The sequence below is a fragment of the Nesterenkonia rhizosphaerae genome (genome assembly GCF_039544555.1).
Taxonomy (GTDB): Bacteria; Actinomycetota; Actinomycetes; order Actinomycetales; family Micrococcaceae; genus Nesterenkonia; species Nesterenkonia rhizosphaerae.
This window is the reverse complement of the sequence record NZ_BAABLW010000007.1, coordinates 1,118,848-1,137,110: the sequence shown is the minus strand read 5'-3', so window position 1 is coordinate 1,137,110 and position 18,263 is coordinate 1,118,848. Positions and strand designations below refer to the sequence as shown.

At 60.9% G+C, this 18,263-nt stretch carries 13 protein-coding genes; 8 read left to right on the top strand and 5 right to left on the bottom strand.

Features of this window, described 5'->3' with window-relative positions:
- The first annotated feature begins 366 nt into the window (after positions 1-366).
- Positions 367-3,489 carry a hypothetical protein gene (locus ABEA23_RS10925; RefSeq protein ID WP_345478041.1) on the top strand — a complete coding sequence of 1,041 codons (3,123 nt, stop codon included), beginning with the start codon at positions 367-369 and terminating at the stop codon, positions 3,487-3,489.
- 114 nt (positions 3,490-3,603) lie between these two features.
- On the opposite strand, the gene ABEA23_RS10920 is transcribed toward ABEA23_RS10925, so the two are convergent.
- The 3 genes from ABEA23_RS10920 to ABEA23_RS10910 all read right to left on the bottom strand — a co-directional run bounded on the left by ABEA23_RS10920 (position 3,604) and on the right by ABEA23_RS10910 (position 7,691).
- On the bottom strand, positions 3,604-4,527 hold the full coding sequence (locus tag ABEA23_RS10920) for a hypothetical protein (protein WP_345478040.1): 924 nt from the start codon (positions 4,525-4,527) through the stop codon (positions 3,604-3,606).
- 417 nt (positions 4,528-4,944) lie between these two features.
- On the bottom strand, positions 4,945-5,865 hold the full coding sequence (locus ABEA23_RS10915) for a hypothetical protein (protein ID WP_345478039.1): 921 nt from the start codon (positions 5,863-5,865) through the stop codon (positions 4,945-4,947).
- 59 nt (positions 5,866-5,924) lie between these two features.
- Positions 5,925-7,691: a CpaE/TadZ family protein gene (locus tag ABEA23_RS10910; RefSeq protein WP_345478038.1), complete on the bottom strand. Its 1,767-nt coding sequence runs from the start codon at positions 7,689-7,691 to the stop codon at positions 5,925-5,927.
- 183 nt (positions 7,692-7,874) lie between these two features.
- On the opposite strand from ABEA23_RS10910, the gene ABEA23_RS10905 reads away from it, so the two are divergent.
- The 7 genes from ABEA23_RS10905 (at position 7,875) to ABEA23_RS10875 (ending at position 16,401) form a co-directional block, all read left to right on the top strand.
- Entirely contained in the window at positions 7,875-8,546 is a 672-nt protein-coding gene (locus ABEA23_RS10905) for a hypothetical protein (protein ID WP_345478037.1), read from the top strand.
- 1,476 nt (positions 8,547-10,022) lie between these two features.
- Positions 10,023-12,497 carry a hypothetical protein gene (locus ABEA23_RS10900; RefSeq protein ID WP_345478036.1) on the top strand — a complete coding sequence of 825 codons (2,475 nt, stop codon included), beginning with the start codon at positions 10,023-10,025 and terminating at the stop codon, positions 12,495-12,497.
- Positions 12,494-12,817, top strand: coding sequence for a hypothetical protein (locus ABEA23_RS10895; RefSeq protein ID WP_345478035.1), 324 nt, complete (start codon positions 12,494-12,496; stop codon positions 12,815-12,817). The genes ABEA23_RS10900 and ABEA23_RS10895 overlap by 4 nt, the downstream gene beginning before the upstream one ends.
- Entirely contained in the window at positions 12,814-13,167 is a 354-nt protein-coding gene (locus ABEA23_RS10890) for a hypothetical protein (protein WP_345478034.1), read from the top strand. The genes ABEA23_RS10895 and ABEA23_RS10890 overlap by 4 nt, the downstream gene beginning before the upstream one ends.
- Complete coding sequence (locus tag ABEA23_RS10885) at positions 13,168-14,724, top strand: hypothetical protein (protein WP_345478033.1); 1,557 nt, start codon at positions 13,168-13,170, stop codon at positions 14,722-14,724.
- Between the two features lie 263 nt (positions 14,725-14,987).
- A complete protein-coding gene (locus ABEA23_RS10880; RefSeq protein ID WP_345478032.1) occupies positions 14,988-16,055 on the top strand; it encodes a hypothetical protein in 1,068 nt (355 codons plus the stop codon).
- 49 nt (positions 16,056-16,104) lie between these two features.
- Entirely contained in the window at positions 16,105-16,401 is a 297-nt protein-coding gene (locus tag ABEA23_RS10875) for a histone-like nucleoid-structuring protein Lsr2 (protein ID WP_345478031.1), read from the top strand.
- Between the two features lie 7 nt (positions 16,402-16,408).
- Here the strand turns inward: ABEA23_RS10875 and ABEA23_RS10870 are convergent, their stop codons facing one another.
- The gene (locus tag ABEA23_RS10870; RefSeq protein WP_345478030.1) at positions 16,409-17,485 is read right to left on the bottom strand and encodes a hypothetical protein; all 1,077 of its coding nucleotides are present in this window, start codon (positions 17,483-17,485) and stop codon (positions 16,409-16,411) included.
- A 2-nt stretch (positions 17,486-17,487) separates the two neighbouring features.
- A partial coding sequence (locus ABEA23_RS10865) for a prolipoprotein diacylglyceryl transferase (protein WP_345478029.1) occupies positions 17,488-18,263 on the bottom strand: 776 nt, incomplete at its 5' end.

Here is an 18,263-nt window from a genome sequence, read left to right as displayed (position 1 = left end):
GTATACAACTAACGGGTGTCCGCTCATGTCTCTGCATCCCTGTATTTTCACGGGTTCTTGGGCCTCCGGTATCCGGACATCCGCAACATACCCATAAAACATCCCCCTCGTGTGTGTGCAGTGTTGCAATGCCACCTCTTCTTCTTCGTGTCTTGTGCATTAGTACGTGCGCTACGTGTATATGTGTTCTATATTTTTCGGGGATATCGGTATACCGCACCGCTACTTGCCTTGTAAACACTGGGATGCAGCGGTATTCAGCAGGTGAATACCTGGGCATGTTTTGGTACACGAAACGGTATGTCGGAGGCTCAAATCTGGCTCCGGAGGACTCTTTGAGCCTTCACGCGGCCGCAATAGGCCCTTATGAGCTCTCACTCCACACGCATCCAGGCCGTTCACTATCGGTTCGCCGCAGACGAGTTCGGCGAGCATTTGAAAGGTCACGCAGCAGCAAAATTGGCCGATTCGGCAGTCGCACCTGCTGTTGCGGTGGGTCGCGGCTACCTGCGCATCCACGATGAGGAGACCTTCAAGGAGTACTGGGCATCGACTCCAAAGAACCGAATGCGATCCGATAGTGGCCCCTATCGCAAGACATTGAGGTCATGCACGGGGGTCACCGAGGACGGTGTTGATCGGGATGGATTAGTCATGCCGTGGTACACCTTTAAGGCCCACGAGCACGCGGCAAAAGAATTTATCGACACTGGAAATTGGAATGTTTCAGTGAAGGGACACGAGCCAGTCCTCCAGTTGCGACCCTCGGATCCGGCCCCGGATAAGAGTGGCAGGCCGCTGAAGTACGTCTTCCCGAAGAATGCCGGTACTCCCCTGGATGTGCATCCGGCGACCCCCGCTGACTGGCTGGACTCGACCCCGGTGGCGTTCTTCGTTGAAGGGCTTCTTAAAGGTGATGCCGCTCTCTCGGCGTATCTGGCACACCATGGTGCAGAGCGTGAGCTATTGGCGCGCACCGACGATGGAGCCAGGGAAGCTCTGCGTGATTTCATGTCCACCATCCCCGGAGATGAACGAGTGCTCATCGTCCGGGCGACCGGAGCTCAAACCTTCAACAAGGATGCCTCATCCCTGCGGACCGCCAACTGGAAGGGTCGGAAGATCTGGGTTGGTTTCGATGCTGACATCTCATCCAACCGCCAGGTCTACAACGGTGCTGCCAAGTTCATCGAGCACATGATCCGGTACGAGAAGATCGACCGCTACTCCGTGCTGGTGATGCCCGCTGACAACACCTCCAATAAGGACGGTGTGGATGACTTCCTGGCACATGATGGTGACTGGGACGCTCTCATCCAGCACCTGCAGGACGAGCTTCCTGAGCCGCCGAAGCTGGGCCAGGAATGGATCCTGGAACCCGGTGACTGGCGTATCACTGAGGACGGTCTCTCAGCGGAGGAACTACGAGAGGTCACCGACTACAACGGTGCCACCACCAGGCGCTGGGTACCGGCCTCTGTGCGCATCGGTGGACGAGTGCTGGCATCCCACGTCAAGCGGGCCCCCACCGACCAGGAGGTCCGCACCGGCCTGGTCAATGAGAAGGCCAGCAACGACGACGAACAGGTGGAGATCGAGGTGGCTTGGCGTGACGGCGGCGCTGAGCACCGCGAGATCATCACCGCCAGCGTGGAGGCCATCATGACCCCTCCGGACAAGTGGAGCCGCGGCATTGCTGATGTGCCCTTGATCCTGAAACACCACCCGCAGTGGCCGCCGCGCGGTTTGAAGGCCGAGAAATGGCTAGAGGCCGTGAAGCGAGCAAACACCGAGGATAAGCCCGTCCACACTCGCTGGACCCGGATGGGCTGGGTGCCGGTGGATGGGCACGTGCCGGCATTCATCGCCGGGGCGACCACTGTGGCCTCTTCGGAGGAAGCTGCTGCCACAGTGGAATCAGCAGTAGATTCCGAACTGCCCAACCACGATCGTTTCGGCATAGGTGGCCCGCCCCACAATAAGGCTCTGCCTATTAGCCACCCCCAGTGGAAGGAACAGGCGCGCGCGGACCTGATGAGGATGCACGAGCTGTTGTTCCTGAACAAGCCATTCCGGCGCTCCGGCTATGCCGCCCTGGTGATCTGCACCGCCCTGCGTCCACTGATTCCTCTGCCAGCGACCACTCCCCTGTATCTCTATGGACGCAAAGCCTCGGGTAAATCGATGACAGCACGGTTCATCATGCACTTCTGGTCCAGTGACCTGGGTGCATGGGCTCGAAACCTTCCCGGCTCAGCCTCTGACACCATCACCGCGATGGAGCGATATATCTCGGTGGCTCCGATCTGGGTGGTCGATGACTGGGCGCCGTCGTCGAACCCGGCCCAGGCCCGCAGTCAAGAGGCGGCAATGGAGAACCTGATTCGTAACGTCTTCAACCACACCGCCAAGGGCCGGGCTAAGAGTGACACCTCCCTAAGGGAGCGTTATACCCCGCACGCTCAGGTAATCATTACCGCCGAGAATGACATCTCAGTTCCCTCTGCGGCTGAGCGCGCGATGCGTGTGGCCTTCGGCAAGTCCCTGAACCCCGACACCTCCACTACTGAGGTTGTGGATGAGGACGCGTTGAATGAGGGCACCTTCGCCCGGGTGGCTGGTCATTTCGCGAACTGGATCATCTACGAGGGTGAGCGCCGCGGCTGGGATGCCCTGGTGAAGCACCTGGAACAGCTACTAAAGCACGAGGAGGAGATGGTGGCTGTCCGGCTAGAGAAGATGGGGGCTAACCGCTCTGACATCACTCGCCTGAAGTCACTGGTGGCCAACCTGACTATCACCTGGCAGCTGCTGGACCGGTGGCTGCACGATCTTGGCCCCTCCCCCTTTGAACCCGATGAAGGTCAGGAGCCGCTGCCAGAGAGCGAACAGTGGCCGATGTTCAACATGATGGTCCAGAAGACCGAGTACGACGAAAGCTCACGGGAGCAGCCCATGTGGTCGATTATCGAGATCGCCATGGAGAACTATGCGAAGTCTCAAGCCAGCACCCCCGGTGCCCAGATGCTTGACGCTATCCGCTCCCTGCTGGCCAGTGGCCGGGCCTATATCTCCTCAGCTGAGGATCCGCTCTCCCCGCCGTATGTGGCCGATGATGAGGACACTGACCTGGGGGCCAACGTGGCCCTGGGCTGGGGTGTGCGCAATGGCGACCTCGCTCCCCAAGGCACACGCATTGGAACCCTGGTACGAGATCTTGACGGCGCTGACGTTGTACTGATCTCAGCCTCGACTGCTTTCGAAGAAGCCAAGCGCTATTACCCTGAGCAGATTCTGGCTGGCCAGAAGTCAGCTTCAATGTTCACAGCCTGCTGGGAAGAGGGCCTGACGCATGAGCCTTCACGCAGCCGGGTAATGAAAGGCAAGAGCAGCATTATTCAGGTGCGTCGCCGGTCCCAGAACATCTATGGTGTGCCCTTTGATGTCACGCGACTGATCGGCGCCGCTGGCGGCTCGGGCGGGGAATGAGAAAGCCCCAGGCCTGAGAGGGGGAGCCTGGGGCTTTCTGCTTCACTCGCACCATTGAGTGTGCCGGGGAGTGAGGGCAGAACCCCGACACGCTCTATTGCGGCCGCACCATGATCACAGGCCCTCGGCGGTCCCCAACAGCTGCTCCACGCTGAGGTCTGTCATCTCTGCAAGTACATGGATGGAGGTGACTCGGATCTCTGAGATCAGGCCCTCCAGTTCCTCCCTAGTGCACCCGGCAGCCTGCATCATCGCCTTGATGGTCGACTTCTGCTGGTGCTCGCTGGCCGATGCGGCTTCCAACCAGGCAGAAGCTACTGCGCCTAGTCGCTGGTCTTTGGCTGCACAGGCCGTGGCAACGCGTGAGCGAAAACCTTCCCCCTCCCAGCTGGTCAGCAGTGCCCCAGGATCATCGTCGTGATGAATCAACACGTGGGCGTGACCGGCAGGAGAGCGCAACTCTGCAGAATCCTCGGCATCGGGTGTTTCGGCCATGATCGGCTGGGCGGGGCGGTGGAATCCGACGTCCTCCACGGTTGCCCAACGTCCCTGCCGGTGGGGGTCTTTGCTGGTTTCGGCGGCACGTCGATTGTGCTCTGCCACTACTTCGACATCGCGGGGGATGCGCCCCAATGTCACGGTCATTTCATCACGCAGTCGCTCCAGGGCTGTGGCCCGGCGATACTTCGAGCTATAGGCACCGGAGGCCATGACCTCGGTCTGCTCGATCAGTGTTCTCAGCGGCGTTCGAATGCGCACACTGATGTAGTTGCGGAATGAGCGGATGGTGGAGGGTCTAAGGGTGCCCGCCACAACGTCCCGGCAGATCGCCCAGGCCTCCTGGATGGCCAGTGATTCCACATCCTGAAGCAGCTCATGGTTGTGGTGACGGCCATAAAATCTTGCCGCAGTGCGCGCGGCGTACTGGATCTCTCGGCGGTTCTCTATGAGGAACCGCTCGATCAGCTCCTCATCCTGGCTCCTAGCCAGCGCTTCGAGGCCCGCCAGCGGTCCCTCAGTTGTTTCTTCGCTCGCCATTGTTGATCACCTTTGTGTAGTGCCATGGGAAGCCATTGCCGAATCTCGTTGCGCGGGGATCGGTGTACGCCTCGACAAACGCCTCCCAAGTGCGTCCCCGGAACACATCTTTAACCAACCAGCCGACGGATTGTTTACGAGGACGTTGCGGAACGCCTGGATGGGCTATTTCCCAAGCTTTCGCGAGAACATCTCGCATTTGTTTATCACCAATGAGGGACGCTGCTAGAAACAGGCTCCGCAGGCTGATTGGTCGGAGCCTAGAGTCCTCGACGGCGTCAGAAATAACATCCCACGGAGTGCGCTCTCCGCGGTGAACTTGGTAGAGAATTCTTGTCCGGTAGGCCTGGTTTTTTCGTCGTGCCTCCTCGGCTGAACGAACCATCGCCTCCGTGCTGGGAAAAGTACCGCCGCGAATCAAATCTGCCTCACCGCCATTTTCGTTGAGACATCCTCGTCGTCGGGAGTGATCGACTTGGTGGCTCTGGGCTGGGGATACAGTGCCCGGGAGACGAGTTCAGCGGAGAGGCGTCCCCCGCCAGGGGCCAGTCTTCTATTGCATTCTTTGCGCACCTCATCGATGTTGGTGCTGCCTATGGATTGTGCGATAGCGCGGATTCTTGATCCCTGTCGAGGCTCCCCAATCAAGCTACGTAGGGTCTCGCGAATATGGAAAGCGATCGTGGCTGAACCGACACGCATAGGATCAGCTTTGTGGAACGCTCCAGGTTCCATGTGACGGGTTAGCATGCGTCCTAGGTCGGACTCAGAAGGGTCAGTAGAGTCCCCGAAGATGACCTTATTGATGATGTCCTGTCGGTCCTGCTCATCTACCCAGTTTTCGTGCCAAATACGCCTGGTCTCATAGACCTCCCCCCGGTATTTCCGGTGAGAGTTCTCCAGCATTTCCTCGGAAACTTTCAGGTAATGCTCAGTGATCTCCCAGATAGCTTTGGTATGTGATCCTCGCAGTGCGTCTATTGCTTCATTTCCGTTGCTGCGAGCGATTTCCAGGGCCTGTTTGGAGGGCGGATCAATGGCCTCGAACTGGGACTGGACATGTTTCGTCACACTTGCCTCAAGTGCTGTAACAATGACGCTCCCTTGGCGCTGAACGCCGGGTGCAGTGGTGGTCCATGAGGCTGTAAGGCTTTGGCCTACAGGCAAGAAGCTAACCGCTGGGATGTCCCATTCCAGTCGGGCTGGCATAAGCCACCGTTCACCCTCTGGAGTGAGGTTCTTCTTCCCCACTGCCTCTCCGACGTCGAACCAGCCGAACATCGGCAGGATGAGCACTGCATGGGCTTGCTCTGGGGCGCCAAGGTCCTCTGTGTTCACGCAGTGCCAGATGCTCTGGAGGTTCTGGCAATATCGGGCCAGGGCCGGATGCACTTGACTCATCGGCGCCCCAGCAGCCGCGCGAGCAGTCCCGGCTTCTTTTGGCTGCCGTTGCGAGCGACTTCGCCCATGCGTTCACGCATCTCGGAGTAGTCGTTGTCGAAGGCTTCGTTGCCAGTGATGGTGTAGAGGATCTCGTCGATGACCTCGTCGAAGTCGACGTTGTCCAGCTCGACCTGCCCTTGGTTCATCAGATCCTGAATCTCTTCGGTCTGGCGGACCACCCCCACGAAGACGCCGCGCTTGCGGTGGATGGTCTCTTCACCAATCTGGTGCAGCTTGTTGTAGCTGGCGGGGTTGGCCTTGTTGATGAAGACCAGCAGTCGCCGGCGGTCCGCTCCATGGGCGACGAACATGCCCAGACGCTGGAGGGTGTTGCGGATGCCGGGGTTGGTCTGGTCGGAGACCGCAATGGCGTATCCGCCGTCATCCAGCAGAGGGATGATGAAGCGCTCGACCATGCCGGAGTAGTCGACGTTCTCCACGATCTGGGAGTCAGTGACGACGAGGTCTACTTTGTCTCGCAGCTGCTGGACTGCGTGCATGTAGTCCTCAGGCGTGACATTCCTGGCGTTGCTGTCATCGTCTTCTGGCCCCAGTAGAACGAACAGCCCTGCGGGGACCTCTCCGGACTCTTCTGGGCGAAGCTCGTTCATGGTCTCTGCGTCGATGACGGTGTGGCGCAGTTCCCTACCGGCCTGGAAGTCGCTGATGGTCGGAGTGGAGTAGTGCGATGAGCGCTGGAGCCGGAGGTACTTGCCGATATCTGCCTGTCCGACGTTGCCATCAACAAGTGCCACGGTCAGGCCTGCGGTGGCGGCTGCAACAGCGGTCTGGATGGCGGTGGTGGTCTTGCCGACTCCGCCTTTGCCGGAGAGTGAGATCACCACAGGTGCTCGGCGTCGCTTGCCGCGGGCGAATAGTTCTTCACCGCCGTAGTCCCGCTCCTGCTGCCTGCTCCTGGTGACTTCCAGGGGGTCGTCATCGTTGTAGGACCCAGGTGCGCTGCGCCGGGTATGGGGCTGGTCCTCCCAGTCGTTGTCGCGATGGTCACTGGGATAGGCAGGCTCGTTGTCCTCGTATGGTGAGGCGCTGCGCGGTGCGGCATTGCGGTGAGCAGGTCGGGGCTCATCAGCTGCTGGATACGCCGAGGCAGAGTGCTGCTCTTCGACCCGGCGTGGGGTGGGGTCACGACGCGTGGAGTCCCACATGTCGTCATCGTCAGTATCTGCAGCCGAGCGCGGGGTGAGCTCCCGGGGCTGGAGGTCTTCTGGATAGCCGGCCTGGCCTTGATGATCATCGTCTGGCAGATCGTCAAGGGCAGGCGGTCTGCTTGGTTCGGTGTCCTCTGTCTCATCCATGAGGTCGAGGTCGGGGATGTCCTCACTGGCCGGCTTGGGGTAGATCCAGTTCGCGGAGTCGCCGTACATCGGCGGGAGTTTCGCTGCTTCTGCGATCTCATCGAGGGTGGACGGTAATGATCGCCGCACCAGCTTCTCTGAGGTGATGTGGATGGGGAACTGTCCCTCGAAGATCAGCACTACTGGCTGGTCGGAGGCGGCTGCGACTTTCTCGGCCCACTGCCCCAGGTTTGGTGACTCATCAGTGTCGGCAACAATGATCGGCACGGGTGCCTCGCTGAAGGCAGCGCGCACTCCTTTGACAGCCTCTTTCACTGTCTCGCCGGTGAACACTGTTGCTCCGGCTTCATCAAACATCTGCGCCAGTTCAGGGGCGCCGACGATTCCGATTCGAGGATTATCCAATGCTTCTCCTGGGCCGGTGGTGGCGGCCCTGTCTTAGGCAGGGCTCACTGGCTTATAAGCAATTGGTGGTGTTCACAAACGATCCGGTATGCGGGCAACCCTTCACCCTTGACTTAACGGTGGGGCATAATGCCGGTGTATAGTCCGGCCCGCCGTGTTTCTCCCTGCTAGAAAAGATGCTCAATGAACCAATACACCTACTGCATGGCTTTCGCGCGCACCTTCAATGAGCCCCTGCTGCCCCCAGCAGAGGTTCAAGCGCGATACCGCGACATTGAGGATTTCATCAGCCTGGACAACGGCGGGTCGAAGAAGACGGCGATCCTTCTGCTGGCATCCCTTCCCTACCTGCTGGCTCACAGTCTCAACGAGGCTGATCCATGGCGCCATCTTGATGTTCGCGAAGGTCCTGAGGGAGCGAAGGTAGTCACCGCTAACGGGACCAACATCGCGACGTTGACGGCGTACCGCGACCTCTACGATCTCTTCGAGGACGAACTCACAGCCTTCGACCATGACGCGATCGATCAGCCCCTGAGCTTCCAGGCCGCAGTCGTGTGTGCAGCCGCGACAGTCTCGCTAGAGCAGTGCATCGAAACGGTCACCGGCATGGTCGAAGCTGAAGGCTCAGGCGCTGTGGAGATCTGCGCCCAAGCTATCCGCCGACTCATTCACCGACGCCGAGGATTCGAAACGCGCGAGGATCCCGGACTGCTGATGCTGCTGATGGCTGCACCCCAATACGCCGCCAGTCAGGGCACCGAAGTCACCGCTGAGGAACTGAAACACTACGTCGAGATGACCACCATCTCGACCAACGCCGCTAGGCCAGCCCTTGGCCTGCCCAACTCCTGACTTCCCCAACTCCCGACTCATCCCCTCACCTGGCACTGCGGTACCGGCTCCTCCCCTGAGCCGGTACCGCAGTGCGGCGGTCTGCTGCGCCCTTAGCTGTCTGCGTATCGAGCAGACGGCTAGGGGCTTCGCAGCGGTTTCTTCAGCCCGGCTCGTGCCGGGCTTGGCAGACTGCGGTTGGCTTCGCATCGGCGAAGCCCTCAGCAGTCTGCGTAGCTTGGGTTCGCAGTCTCCCATCGGGGAGACTGCTTGGTTGGCGTTGTGCGGTGCGGGTGGGCTTGCGTGGCGTAGCGCTGCTGATGCTGTTAGTGGTGTCACTGCCGCGGCGTATCTTCGCCATGCTTGTGGGCCTGCTGGTCCACCCTTTTGAGCAGTCTCAGATCTGGTGGTCTCCACGCTGTCCCAGCAGTCTGCGCGCACTCTCGCGTGTGAGAGTCTCTACCGGGGTCCATCGTCTGCATCCTGGAGTGTTGTGGTGTCCTTGCCGCGTCCGGGCAGCCGAATGCACATCGGTGCATCAGTCTGCCCTGGTGTGGTCTTCTTCCCTTCGGTCTCCTACATGTGAGCTCATGCAGCGCCCTGCTCGTGGACTTTCCGTAGACGGGGCCTGCGATGCACACCAGTGCATCACTGCACCCCGTCTACTGGTCATCTGCCGCGTCTCACCGGGTGTGCCCCCTTTGCTGATTCCGGGGCGACTCCTGCTCGTAGCCATCTCCTGCTTGTAGCCATTTCCTGTTCCATGGCCTTGCGGCTCCCAGAAGCTACCCCACGGTTGAGAGTCTCCAGCAGCTGCGCTGCTGATCACTGCCACACGCATCCCGCCCCGAGACACGCTACGCATCCCGCCAGGGCAAACAGCCACCAGCAGCCAGCACACATCAAGGAACCAGCAGCCTGCACCGGCATGAGGCTTCGCCCATGCCAGCAGCCTGCACACACTCCACAGACTCCCCAGCCACACCAGCAGCAACACCCAACCGGGCACACCTGCTTCGCATGCAGCGACCTCCGCCAAGCGCCAAAAGAACACCCCCGATGGGGTGTTCTGCCAAGCCAGCGGAACGGAGCGCAATGCGAAGCGCGGACCCAGCGAGGTGCACCCTGGGAGCCTGCCACCGTGAAGCAGCTTCGCCTCACGAGCAGACACCCAACCCCGGCAACCCGGGGATGCGGTGAATGCGAGAAGCTGAAGCGCCGCGAAACACGGCAGGCTCCCAGGGTGCCCGAGCGGTCCGCCACCCGGCCACAGCAACACTTGAGGGGCTTCCTGGGTCTTGGTGAACCGCCGCGCTTTCTCAAATTCTGAGACGCGGGGGTTTCGGCCTACCTTCGGGAGGTCGGCCCGGGGAATCTCGATCGACCACATGCACTGGACGTCTCAGAGTCTGAGATTGCCGGGGTGGGCGCGGCCAATGATGTGTCATGCACATGGGGAACACCTGTGCCCCTTGTCATCGACTGATTGCGTGTCTGATGTTCCAGCTGTTCTCCTTTGAGCGCTCCACCGATGCTGCTTCGGATCCTGCCGCGTATTCGACCCGAGTTTCCTCAGCGGCCGCTGCTGCCGCCCCCAAAGGGGGCGTGTTCTCCAGGGATAAGCACGCGTGCCTGTTCGCGGTCAGGGGCGAGGGGTCCTACACCCCGGTGCTGGGTCTTGACACCAGCGTCAACGAGAAGTCTGCCCAACTGATGGGGCAGGCATTCGGCACCCGGTCCCGGCGACTTGATGAGCTTCCTGCTGAGGTGCGTCAGAGTCGTGGGTTTGCTCAGTTGGTGTTGAACTCTCAGGCGCTGGTGGGTTCAACTCAGGCTGGGGCTGATCCTGCTGAGGTTGCCCGTGTGCTCTCCACTTCCATGCCGCCTGGGTGTTGGGTGGGTGTCAGCTTCCGTGCACCGACCAGCAATGAGACCAAATGGCATATGCGCTGGTTGCAGCACCGCCATGATGCAGCTGCTCCGACGCATAACTCGATCCGTCAGGGGGTGGTGGCCGCGTCCTTCTACGCTGGCGGGCCGACCACTCAGGATGCTTGCGAGGCGCTAGGGCTTCTCGCGTCGAGCATGCCAGGATTCGACCTTGATGTGCGTGCTCGACCGGTGCCAAAGGTGGCGCGCGGGACGGTGCGGTCTTTCCTTCTGGCAGGTGTTCTCGCCGCACTGTGGATGTTGGGAGTACCGTTCCCTGATGCGCTCTATGACAGCCTGAAAGAGGCCGCGGAGATCGATGTTCAGGACCAAGTTGCTCTGGTCTGGTCGTATCTGTGGGTCCCGGTGGTCGGCTTTGCTGCCGGGGGTCTGCGCGGTGTGCTGGCGTCTCCTGTGGCGAGGTTGAAACGCTCCCTGAGGACCACTGGGGCGCTGCCTGCGCCTGCTCAACGCAAAGGGAAGCCAGCAGCACCCCAGCGTGAACGTTGGGAGCAGCGCGGCTTCGACCGGGAGACCGGATCACCGCGTCAGCCCCGACACATCAAAGAGAGGCCCGGCGGGTATCCCCTGGCTGATGACGTGTTCAAGTTCGGTGCCAGCACCTTCACCTCCATGGCCAACCCGCACGGCTCCTCTCTGGTCTCCAGTGCCGGTGTTGCTGAACGTGCGGCAACCCCTGAACTGCTGGAAGCTGACGGTCTGATCATCGGTGAGGCCGCCGGGGAGCCAGTACCTATCCCCTCACGCGCGATGCGCTTTGGCACTATGGTTTTCGGTCGCCCGGGCTCAGGTAAGACCTCGCTTCTGCAGGGGCTCTGGGGTTTCTTGTGCCAGGAGCGTGTTCAGCCAAGTGGACACCCGGATCGGCCCGGGGAACAGTCGGCCCTGATCGCCTTTGAGACCAAGGGCAAAGGCGCTGCAGGATACCTCGGATGGGCTGAGTACTACGGTGACCGCTGTGCCTTGATCACCGCCCGTGACCCCGACTCGATTGCCATCGATCCGTTCTACATCAATGCGCCACTTCGTGAGCGTGCTCTGCACGCTGTGGACTGCTTCGTCTACGCCTACGATGAGGGCGCTGTCGGTGACCGTTCCCGCGAAGCTCTGCGCGCGGTCTACACTGCGGCGTTCTGCTTCATGGACCACCAGATCATCGACCAGGTGTGGGCTGGCTCCCCGGAGGGCAAACGCCTGTTCACCCACCCTGATGTCAGCGTCCACGACTACGCACACGCTCTCCTGGCCGGCCTGGGGGAAGAGCCCTTCCAGGACCTGATGGCCACTCTGGGTGCCTACACCAAGTACTCCTCACGGGAACTCTCAGCAGCTGAGCACGAGGACGCTCTGGCTGCGCAAGACGCGATGGGTGTGATCGCCTCGAAGTCCGCCGCTGCACGCGCCACCTACTGTGAAGCCCCACGCAACAAGGTCGATGACCTTCGCAGTATGGGCTTCTACTTCACCTCCGCACGCCGGCAGGCGTCCTGGCACCAGGTGCTCAACGGCAAGCGCTCAGTAGTGGTCAATACCGGCAGCGTCGAGGGCTTCCGCCGAATGGCTGAGTCACAGACTCAGCTACTGACTCGCATGCTGGTGTTCTCTCTTCACGCGGCCATCATGGAAGTCTGCACCAACTGGGAGGACACCGGGGAGAGTGTGAGCATCTTCGCCGATGAGCTGGCCATGCTGCAGGGCTCATCCCCGGACATTCTGGTCTCCTGGCGCGCCCAGGGACGCACCTACGGTGTGCGCACCTTCTTCGCCACTCAGGAGCCGGAACTACTGCTGGCGAAGCTGCTGAAATCAGTGATGACCTATGCGACCGTGGGAAGCTTCATTCAGCCTGCCATCGACCAGGCGGAAGTAGTCTCCAAGCAGCTGAACTCTGAGGTCTCGCCGCAGGATCTGGCGGCACTAAACAAGTACGAACTGGCCCTTCGCACCCAGGTCGAGGACCGCCCGCAGCCCACAGTGGTCGTTGCCGTTAAAGACTTCGACGCGATCGCAGGACTGCGATGACTTCTGTGGCATCCACGATGGCGCTACTGAGCATCGCACTACTGTTGCCGTGCACCCTGGTGGCACTACTGATGCGCCTTCTCACCGGCACCAACGCCTGGCGGTTACGGGCTGCTTCGCTGAGTTTCCTGACCTGCGCACTGATCCTGCTGATGGTCCTCATCGATGTCTACTCCCCCACCGCGCTCTCCCAACAGTTTGCACCCGGACTTGCTGTGCTTGGACTAGTGCTGCTGCTCGGGGGTTTGATCAGCAGCACTCTCCTACCTGGCAGCCCACCAGATCCTGCTGAGGAACACGCACAGGAGGTCCAGTCGTGAGCGAGCAATCGCTTGACGCGTTCTACATCATCAGCGTGATCGCGGTAGCGATCATCACCATGTTCACCCCTGTGATGATCGCTTTGGCCCCGGTGCTTCCGCAACGGTACGACCCCTGGCGCGTGGCGGCTCACTCGTGCGCACTCGGGTTGTGGTCCTCCCTGATGTGTTGGTCACTCGCTGGCGCCCGCGGCACCCCTCAGCATGGCATCCTGCTGCTCTCAGCCGCATATGTCCTGTGCTGGCTACTGACCTCCTCACAAGCCGACCGCAGGCACCTCAGCCACCCAGTGCCACCACCTGCTGAACCTGATCTTCCAGGCCCGACCAGCAGCAGAGAGGAGCGCTGAGTGACCCCTGCACTACAGCCTGAATGGGATGGCCTGCCGGACCTTGATGACGATGACCAGCAGGATTCGCAGGCGCTGTTGCCTGACCTTGATGAGCTTGAGGATGCCGAGGATGATGAGCTTCTGCTGCCGGATCTCGATGACCTGGATGACCCCATGGGGGCAGGGACAGCACCTGCATCTGACCCGCTCTACGCTGGCGCTCCGGACTACCTGCGAAGCGCTTCGGGACTACGGCTGGGAGAGCAGGCACCTAAACCTGCCACAGGTCAGCACCAGCGCCGCCTAGACCCCTACTACGCGGGCATGTGGGAGCGCGGATCGCATGTCGCATGGGACTCCGCACAGTCACTACGAGACCGCTGTGACGCCTCCAGCATTGCCTACCCCGAGGGCTTCCGGCCCGACTCTAAAGCCGCCATCACACATCTTCGCTCCCAGCCAGCGAAGCTCTACGTGGCCATGCTCTCTGTGCTGGACTCATGGGGCATCGTCACCGCTCAGCAGATGGCGGCTTTTACCGGCTACCGGCAGCTCGCATCACCGTCAGACCAGGTGGTCATGGACTTGTTCTCCGCTGGGCTGATCCAAATCGGGCGAATGCAGTACGCCTTCAACATGGAGGAGCTGGCAGACCAGCACACCGCCTACCGGCTGGTGTCTCGCCGGGCGATACGTCGAGTGTTCGGGCGCTCGTGGACCTCAGCTGAGTACCTCCAATGCGACGGAGGGCAGTTCCGCTGGCCCATGACGGGCTATCTGGACCGACACAACATCCTGGCCGCTGAGGTCGCTCTACGGGCGGCAGAGAGCCTCTCAGCCTGTTCTACGGTGCTGGGGGAAAAGTGGTGCAACGGGCAGATGATGTTCCCCGAGGACTACGCCACCATCAGCGGACGGGAGCGCAACCCTATTCGACCCGATGCCGCGATCATGCTGCGCAACGGCTTGCGCGTGTTGGTGGAGCTTCAGGCATCAGCCAGTGCGGAGTCGTTCAACAAGAAGATCCAGCGCTACGCCACCATGATGATGAACAAGCCGCTTGATGAGACTGGGCTGGTCGTGGTCTTCGTCTCCGCCCCCGCCAAGACCTCCACTGCAGCCAGCCACGAGTACCTTCAACGGCATCTCTACCACGCCTTGAAGAACTGGCCGGCCCGTGGGGAGGACTCACCTGGACAGCGGATTGGGTTTGCCAAATGGGAGGACTGGTTCACTCCCACCGGGGAACTCACCGAGTCTTTCCATGACCTGAACGTGGTCCTCCCGGCAGCATCCCGAGTCTCATCTCTAGTGGAGATGGATGGGGACTTCACCCCACACACCGGAGTGGACCTCTCTGCGCCCCTAAGGACGGCCCCGGTGCTTGCCGGCACACCATGGTGGCTGAGACAGGGGGACCACACTCCGTTGATCTCAGCACCCTCTGCCGTGACCGGCTATGGGTCCCCTACCCCGGAAAAACACTTAGTGATGGACTCAGGTGCCATCCGGTCCAGAGTCAGACTGCCCGCCAGGCTCCGCGCCGAGGGACGCAAAACCTCAGGTCAGGACTGAGTCCAGGACGGTCCAGGACTTAGTCCTGACCTCCCGGGCCTTATGGAGCGTTCCACAAATGCGAATAGGCCCAGTCCTATTTCTGGTCCGCCGACTTAACACATGGACACGCACCTACTTGATTGGGGAATGCAGCTAGTCTGAGCAATAGCTGGACGTTTCCATAACAGGAATCCGGGCGAAGTCTCACGATGTGAGACATGCGGCCGCAATCATTTGTGACCATCGCATTACCACAGACCACTGACACGAGGAGAAGCGAAATGCATTCCACTATCCGCCCACAGACCCTCACTGCAGGGCTGCTTATTGTCGGGCTGGCACTGACGGCCTGCGGAGGAGACGACCCAGCGCAGTCAGCAGAGCCCGCAGAGAACATCGCGTCCCAGCAGGACGAGATTCAGGCCGCAGCCAACCCCACCCCCACTGATGAGGACATCTTCACCAAGCACGGTATCCACGATGACCTCCGCTCAAAACAGAACCTGGCCACCGACCTGGAGACCGCCGAGAACATCCACGTTTTTGAGGACGGGCGAGTCGTGTTCTACACCATCGGTGACACTGACTTCCCTGAATGGCGAGTCAACGGCGCCGGTGACTTCTCCGATGTCGACTTCAGCCAGAACTGGAACGAGCGCGACGACGCTTTCCTATTCTCCAGCGAGTGGGAAACCTGGCGCAGCTTCGACTCGGTCGCTTACGCCATGCCTGATGCCCAGCCCCTAGGAGAGGTCGTGGCAGGCCCTGGACTGGATGAGAACTACGATCCGACAGGTGACTTCGTGATCCCCGTACCCGTATTCGGTTTCGAGACGAATTACAGCGGGGACGGCGGCGATTCGCTACCGTTCATCGAGGATGCATGGCTGGAGAACCCTGCTGGTGAGCGCATCACCCTGGAGCGTTTCCACTCAGGCGTTGTTGCCGCTGGCTGGGCCCCCTCGGAGATGCACGTTGGCGAGACTGTCGCCCCGAGTCTTTCCGCCCCCCTTGCCCCAGAAACCCAGGAAGCCATCGACGGAAATACACTCCTGAACCTTAAGCAGCACCCTGTGGGATTCATCGTCGACCCGGACCTGATCGCAGAGAATGCTGAGGCACCTCTCACTCTGGCACTGCGCTTCGTGGATGAGAGTGAAACCCGGACAGCCACACCGTTCTCCTTCCAGGCGTCCGCAGCTGAGTACGACGGCTCCTGTGTCAAGGAACTCATCACAATGCTCGAAGAGAGCGGAGCTTCCTTCGCCATGCCGAACTTCGCTGATCTCGATATCTCAAACGGCCTCGGCTACACCAGTAGCCGCGCTGGCACTGTCAGCTGCCGCTAGAGCGCGACCCCACAGCCCCTTCCTCCTGCACTACCGAAAGGACTACAAGATGGCTATAAGACAGCGAGTCGTCACGCTCGACGACATAGATGGCACCGAGGGCGCCTCCACCGTCACCTTCGGCATCGATGGCCGCTGGTTTGAGATCGACCTGTGCCCCGAAAACGCCGGAGCTCTACGTGATGCCCTCAAGCCCTACGTCCGCAAGGCACGTGCCACGGCCCCGCCGAAGATGAAAGATCAGAACACTGCTATCCGACGATGGGCAAAGGACCAGGGCTACGCAATCGGTGACCGAGGGCGCATTAGTCAGGACATCGTCAAGGCATACCGAAGCCGGACCTAAGCTCCCGCTATTTGGTGATGCGAACTGGCACGCCGTGCTTGTAGTCGTGTTGCCGCCGCTTATCCCCGATCTGCATCTCGGCGTCGTGAATCTTCCACGCCTGCGTCCCCAGGTGATCACCGACCTCCCGCGCAGTGTAGTTGAGCGTATCGGTCTGGTGGTCCACACGTGCTGTCTGATGGTCAGTTCGCGACGCGAGGTGTTCGAGCTTCCGGGAGAGCATTTTGAAGCTGGCCACGTCGTTATCCAGCGAGGTGCCGGAGTTCTTCTTGATGACCTCCAGGAGCTGCCGAGATGCCTCGCTGGTGTCGCCGCTGCGGCTGAGCTGGGTGACGATCTCAGCGAGTTGTCCCTCCATCAGCTCATGGACTTGAGCCTGCTGCTGCGTGCTCTCTGCTCGGAGAGACTGGAGCTGCGGGACCAGCTCATCCCTGATGACCCGGGCGACATCCTCCTGCGGGTGATCACGAATATCCCGAGCGTCCTCTGCTGTTTCAGCGCTGATGTGTGCCTCATCGAGGGTGAAGCGTTTACCGGCCAGGATGAACTGAGCGCTGCGCAGGCGCTGTGCCTGGTGGTCTTCTCCTGCCTGCGAGAAGATCTCTGCTGTCTCAGCGAGCATGGACGCCCGAGCTAACTGCCCGAAGTCTCGCCGGTTGATCTCAGGCCCCACCGCCGAATCATCGGGAGCCATATCCTCGACCTCCTGGCGCACAACGACGGCCTGACGAGCCGCGTCGTCCTGACTCACAGCTTCGAGCCGTTGGGCCACCTGGGCGTCCCGCCACTGCTCGATACGCTGCTGGCGCTGGCGACGGTATGCTTCACCGACCGCTGAGGTGTAGTCATCGGGAACGTCCACGCGCGAGTAGAACTCCACTGCCTCTTCGGCTGTGGAGAACGGCGGCGGGTAGTCGAATGTCCCGGAATCTGGTGCCAGCTGAAGCCCACTCATGGGCTCAGAATAGTCTGAATCCACTGCGGTGAGGTGAACATTGGACTCAGGTGAGGAGTACGCGGTGTACCGCTTGGAGCGTGGGTCCTTCCGGCGCTCACGTTCCTCCTGGGCAGCTGTCATAGCCATGATCAGTCCTCCTCCAGATCCGGTATACCACTAAGACTACGACGCTTCGGCGCGCTCATACGCCGTGAATCCTTCGGAGTGTCCCTCAGGCTTCGGGCAGGCTCATCAGCGTCCAAGTCTGGTATCCCCTTCGGGGGAGACGGCTCAGCAGTGGGGCCTTTCCTTGTCGGTGTCTCTGATGAGACTGATGCGATGGGCTCCACTCTTTGGGCTTCTGTGGCATCCGGTTCAGATCGTAGGGTCTGCGGTTGTGCAGGGGTGCTGGAGGCAGTCGCTGTGGGGTCCTCGGGGGCCGCGGCAACAGCAGTTTGAGTCTGCGGCTTTACTGCGAAGGTCTCTGTTTGCTCCCGGGCAGGGGATGATTCAGTCATGGACGCGTCCCGGCTGGCCTCTCGGCTCGGGGGCACGTGTTCAGAATTGTCCCCGTGGAGGCTATCTAGTGCCCGGGATTCATCAGGTGCTGATCCGGCAGAGCGGTTGTTGTCAGAACCTTGATTCACCACACTGGTGCGTGTGTCAGTGTTGACACCCTGTTCGGGTTCAGGGGCCTGGGGCGTAGCCGCTGCACCGCCACCGGTGGGTGCCGAAGGAGCGGGACCGCTAGTAGGAGCACCGCCGTCGCCAGCCTCACCCTCGGTTCCATCTTCGCCTCCATGGTCGTCCCCGGAGGCATCTCCACTCTCATGCGTGCTCACTGAGGACTCTCGTGGCCCCTCCTGCGCAGATGGGGCATGACCGGTGTCACCCTGATCAGCTCCGGCGACGCTGTGCCCGCTGT

What these genes read in the sequence shown, in the direction of transcription:
- ABEA23_RS10905 (WP_345478037.1), top strand. Translation starts at nt 7,875, where the DNA reads ATGAACCAATACACCTACTGCATGGCTTTCGCGCGCACCTTCAATGAG.
- ABEA23_RS10880 (WP_345478032.1), top strand. Translation starts at nt 14,988, where the DNA reads ATGCATTCCACTATCCGCCCACAGACCCTCACTGCAGGGCTGCTTATT.
- ABEA23_RS10920 (WP_345478040.1), bottom strand. Translation starts at nt 4,527, where the DNA reads ATGGCGAGCGAAGAAACAACTGAGGGACCGCTGGCGGGCCTCGAAGCG.
- ABEA23_RS10900 (WP_345478036.1), top strand. Translation starts at nt 10,023, where the DNA reads ATGTTCCAGCTGTTCTCCTTTGAGCGCTCCACCGATGCTGCTTCGGAT.
- ABEA23_RS10895 (WP_345478035.1), top strand. Translation starts at nt 12,494, where the DNA reads ATGACTTCTGTGGCATCCACGATGGCGCTACTGAGCATCGCACTACTG.
- ABEA23_RS10870 (WP_345478030.1), bottom strand. Translation starts at nt 17,485, where the DNA reads ATGGCTATGACAGCTGCCCAGGAGGAACGTGAGCGCCGGAAGGACCCA.
- ABEA23_RS10875 (WP_345478031.1), top strand. Translation starts at nt 16,105, where the DNA reads ATGGCTATAAGACAGCGAGTCGTCACGCTCGACGACATAGATGGCACC.
- ABEA23_RS10925 (WP_345478041.1), top strand. Translation starts at nt 367, where the DNA reads ATGAGCTCTCACTCCACACGCATCCAGGCCGTTCACTATCGGTTCGCC.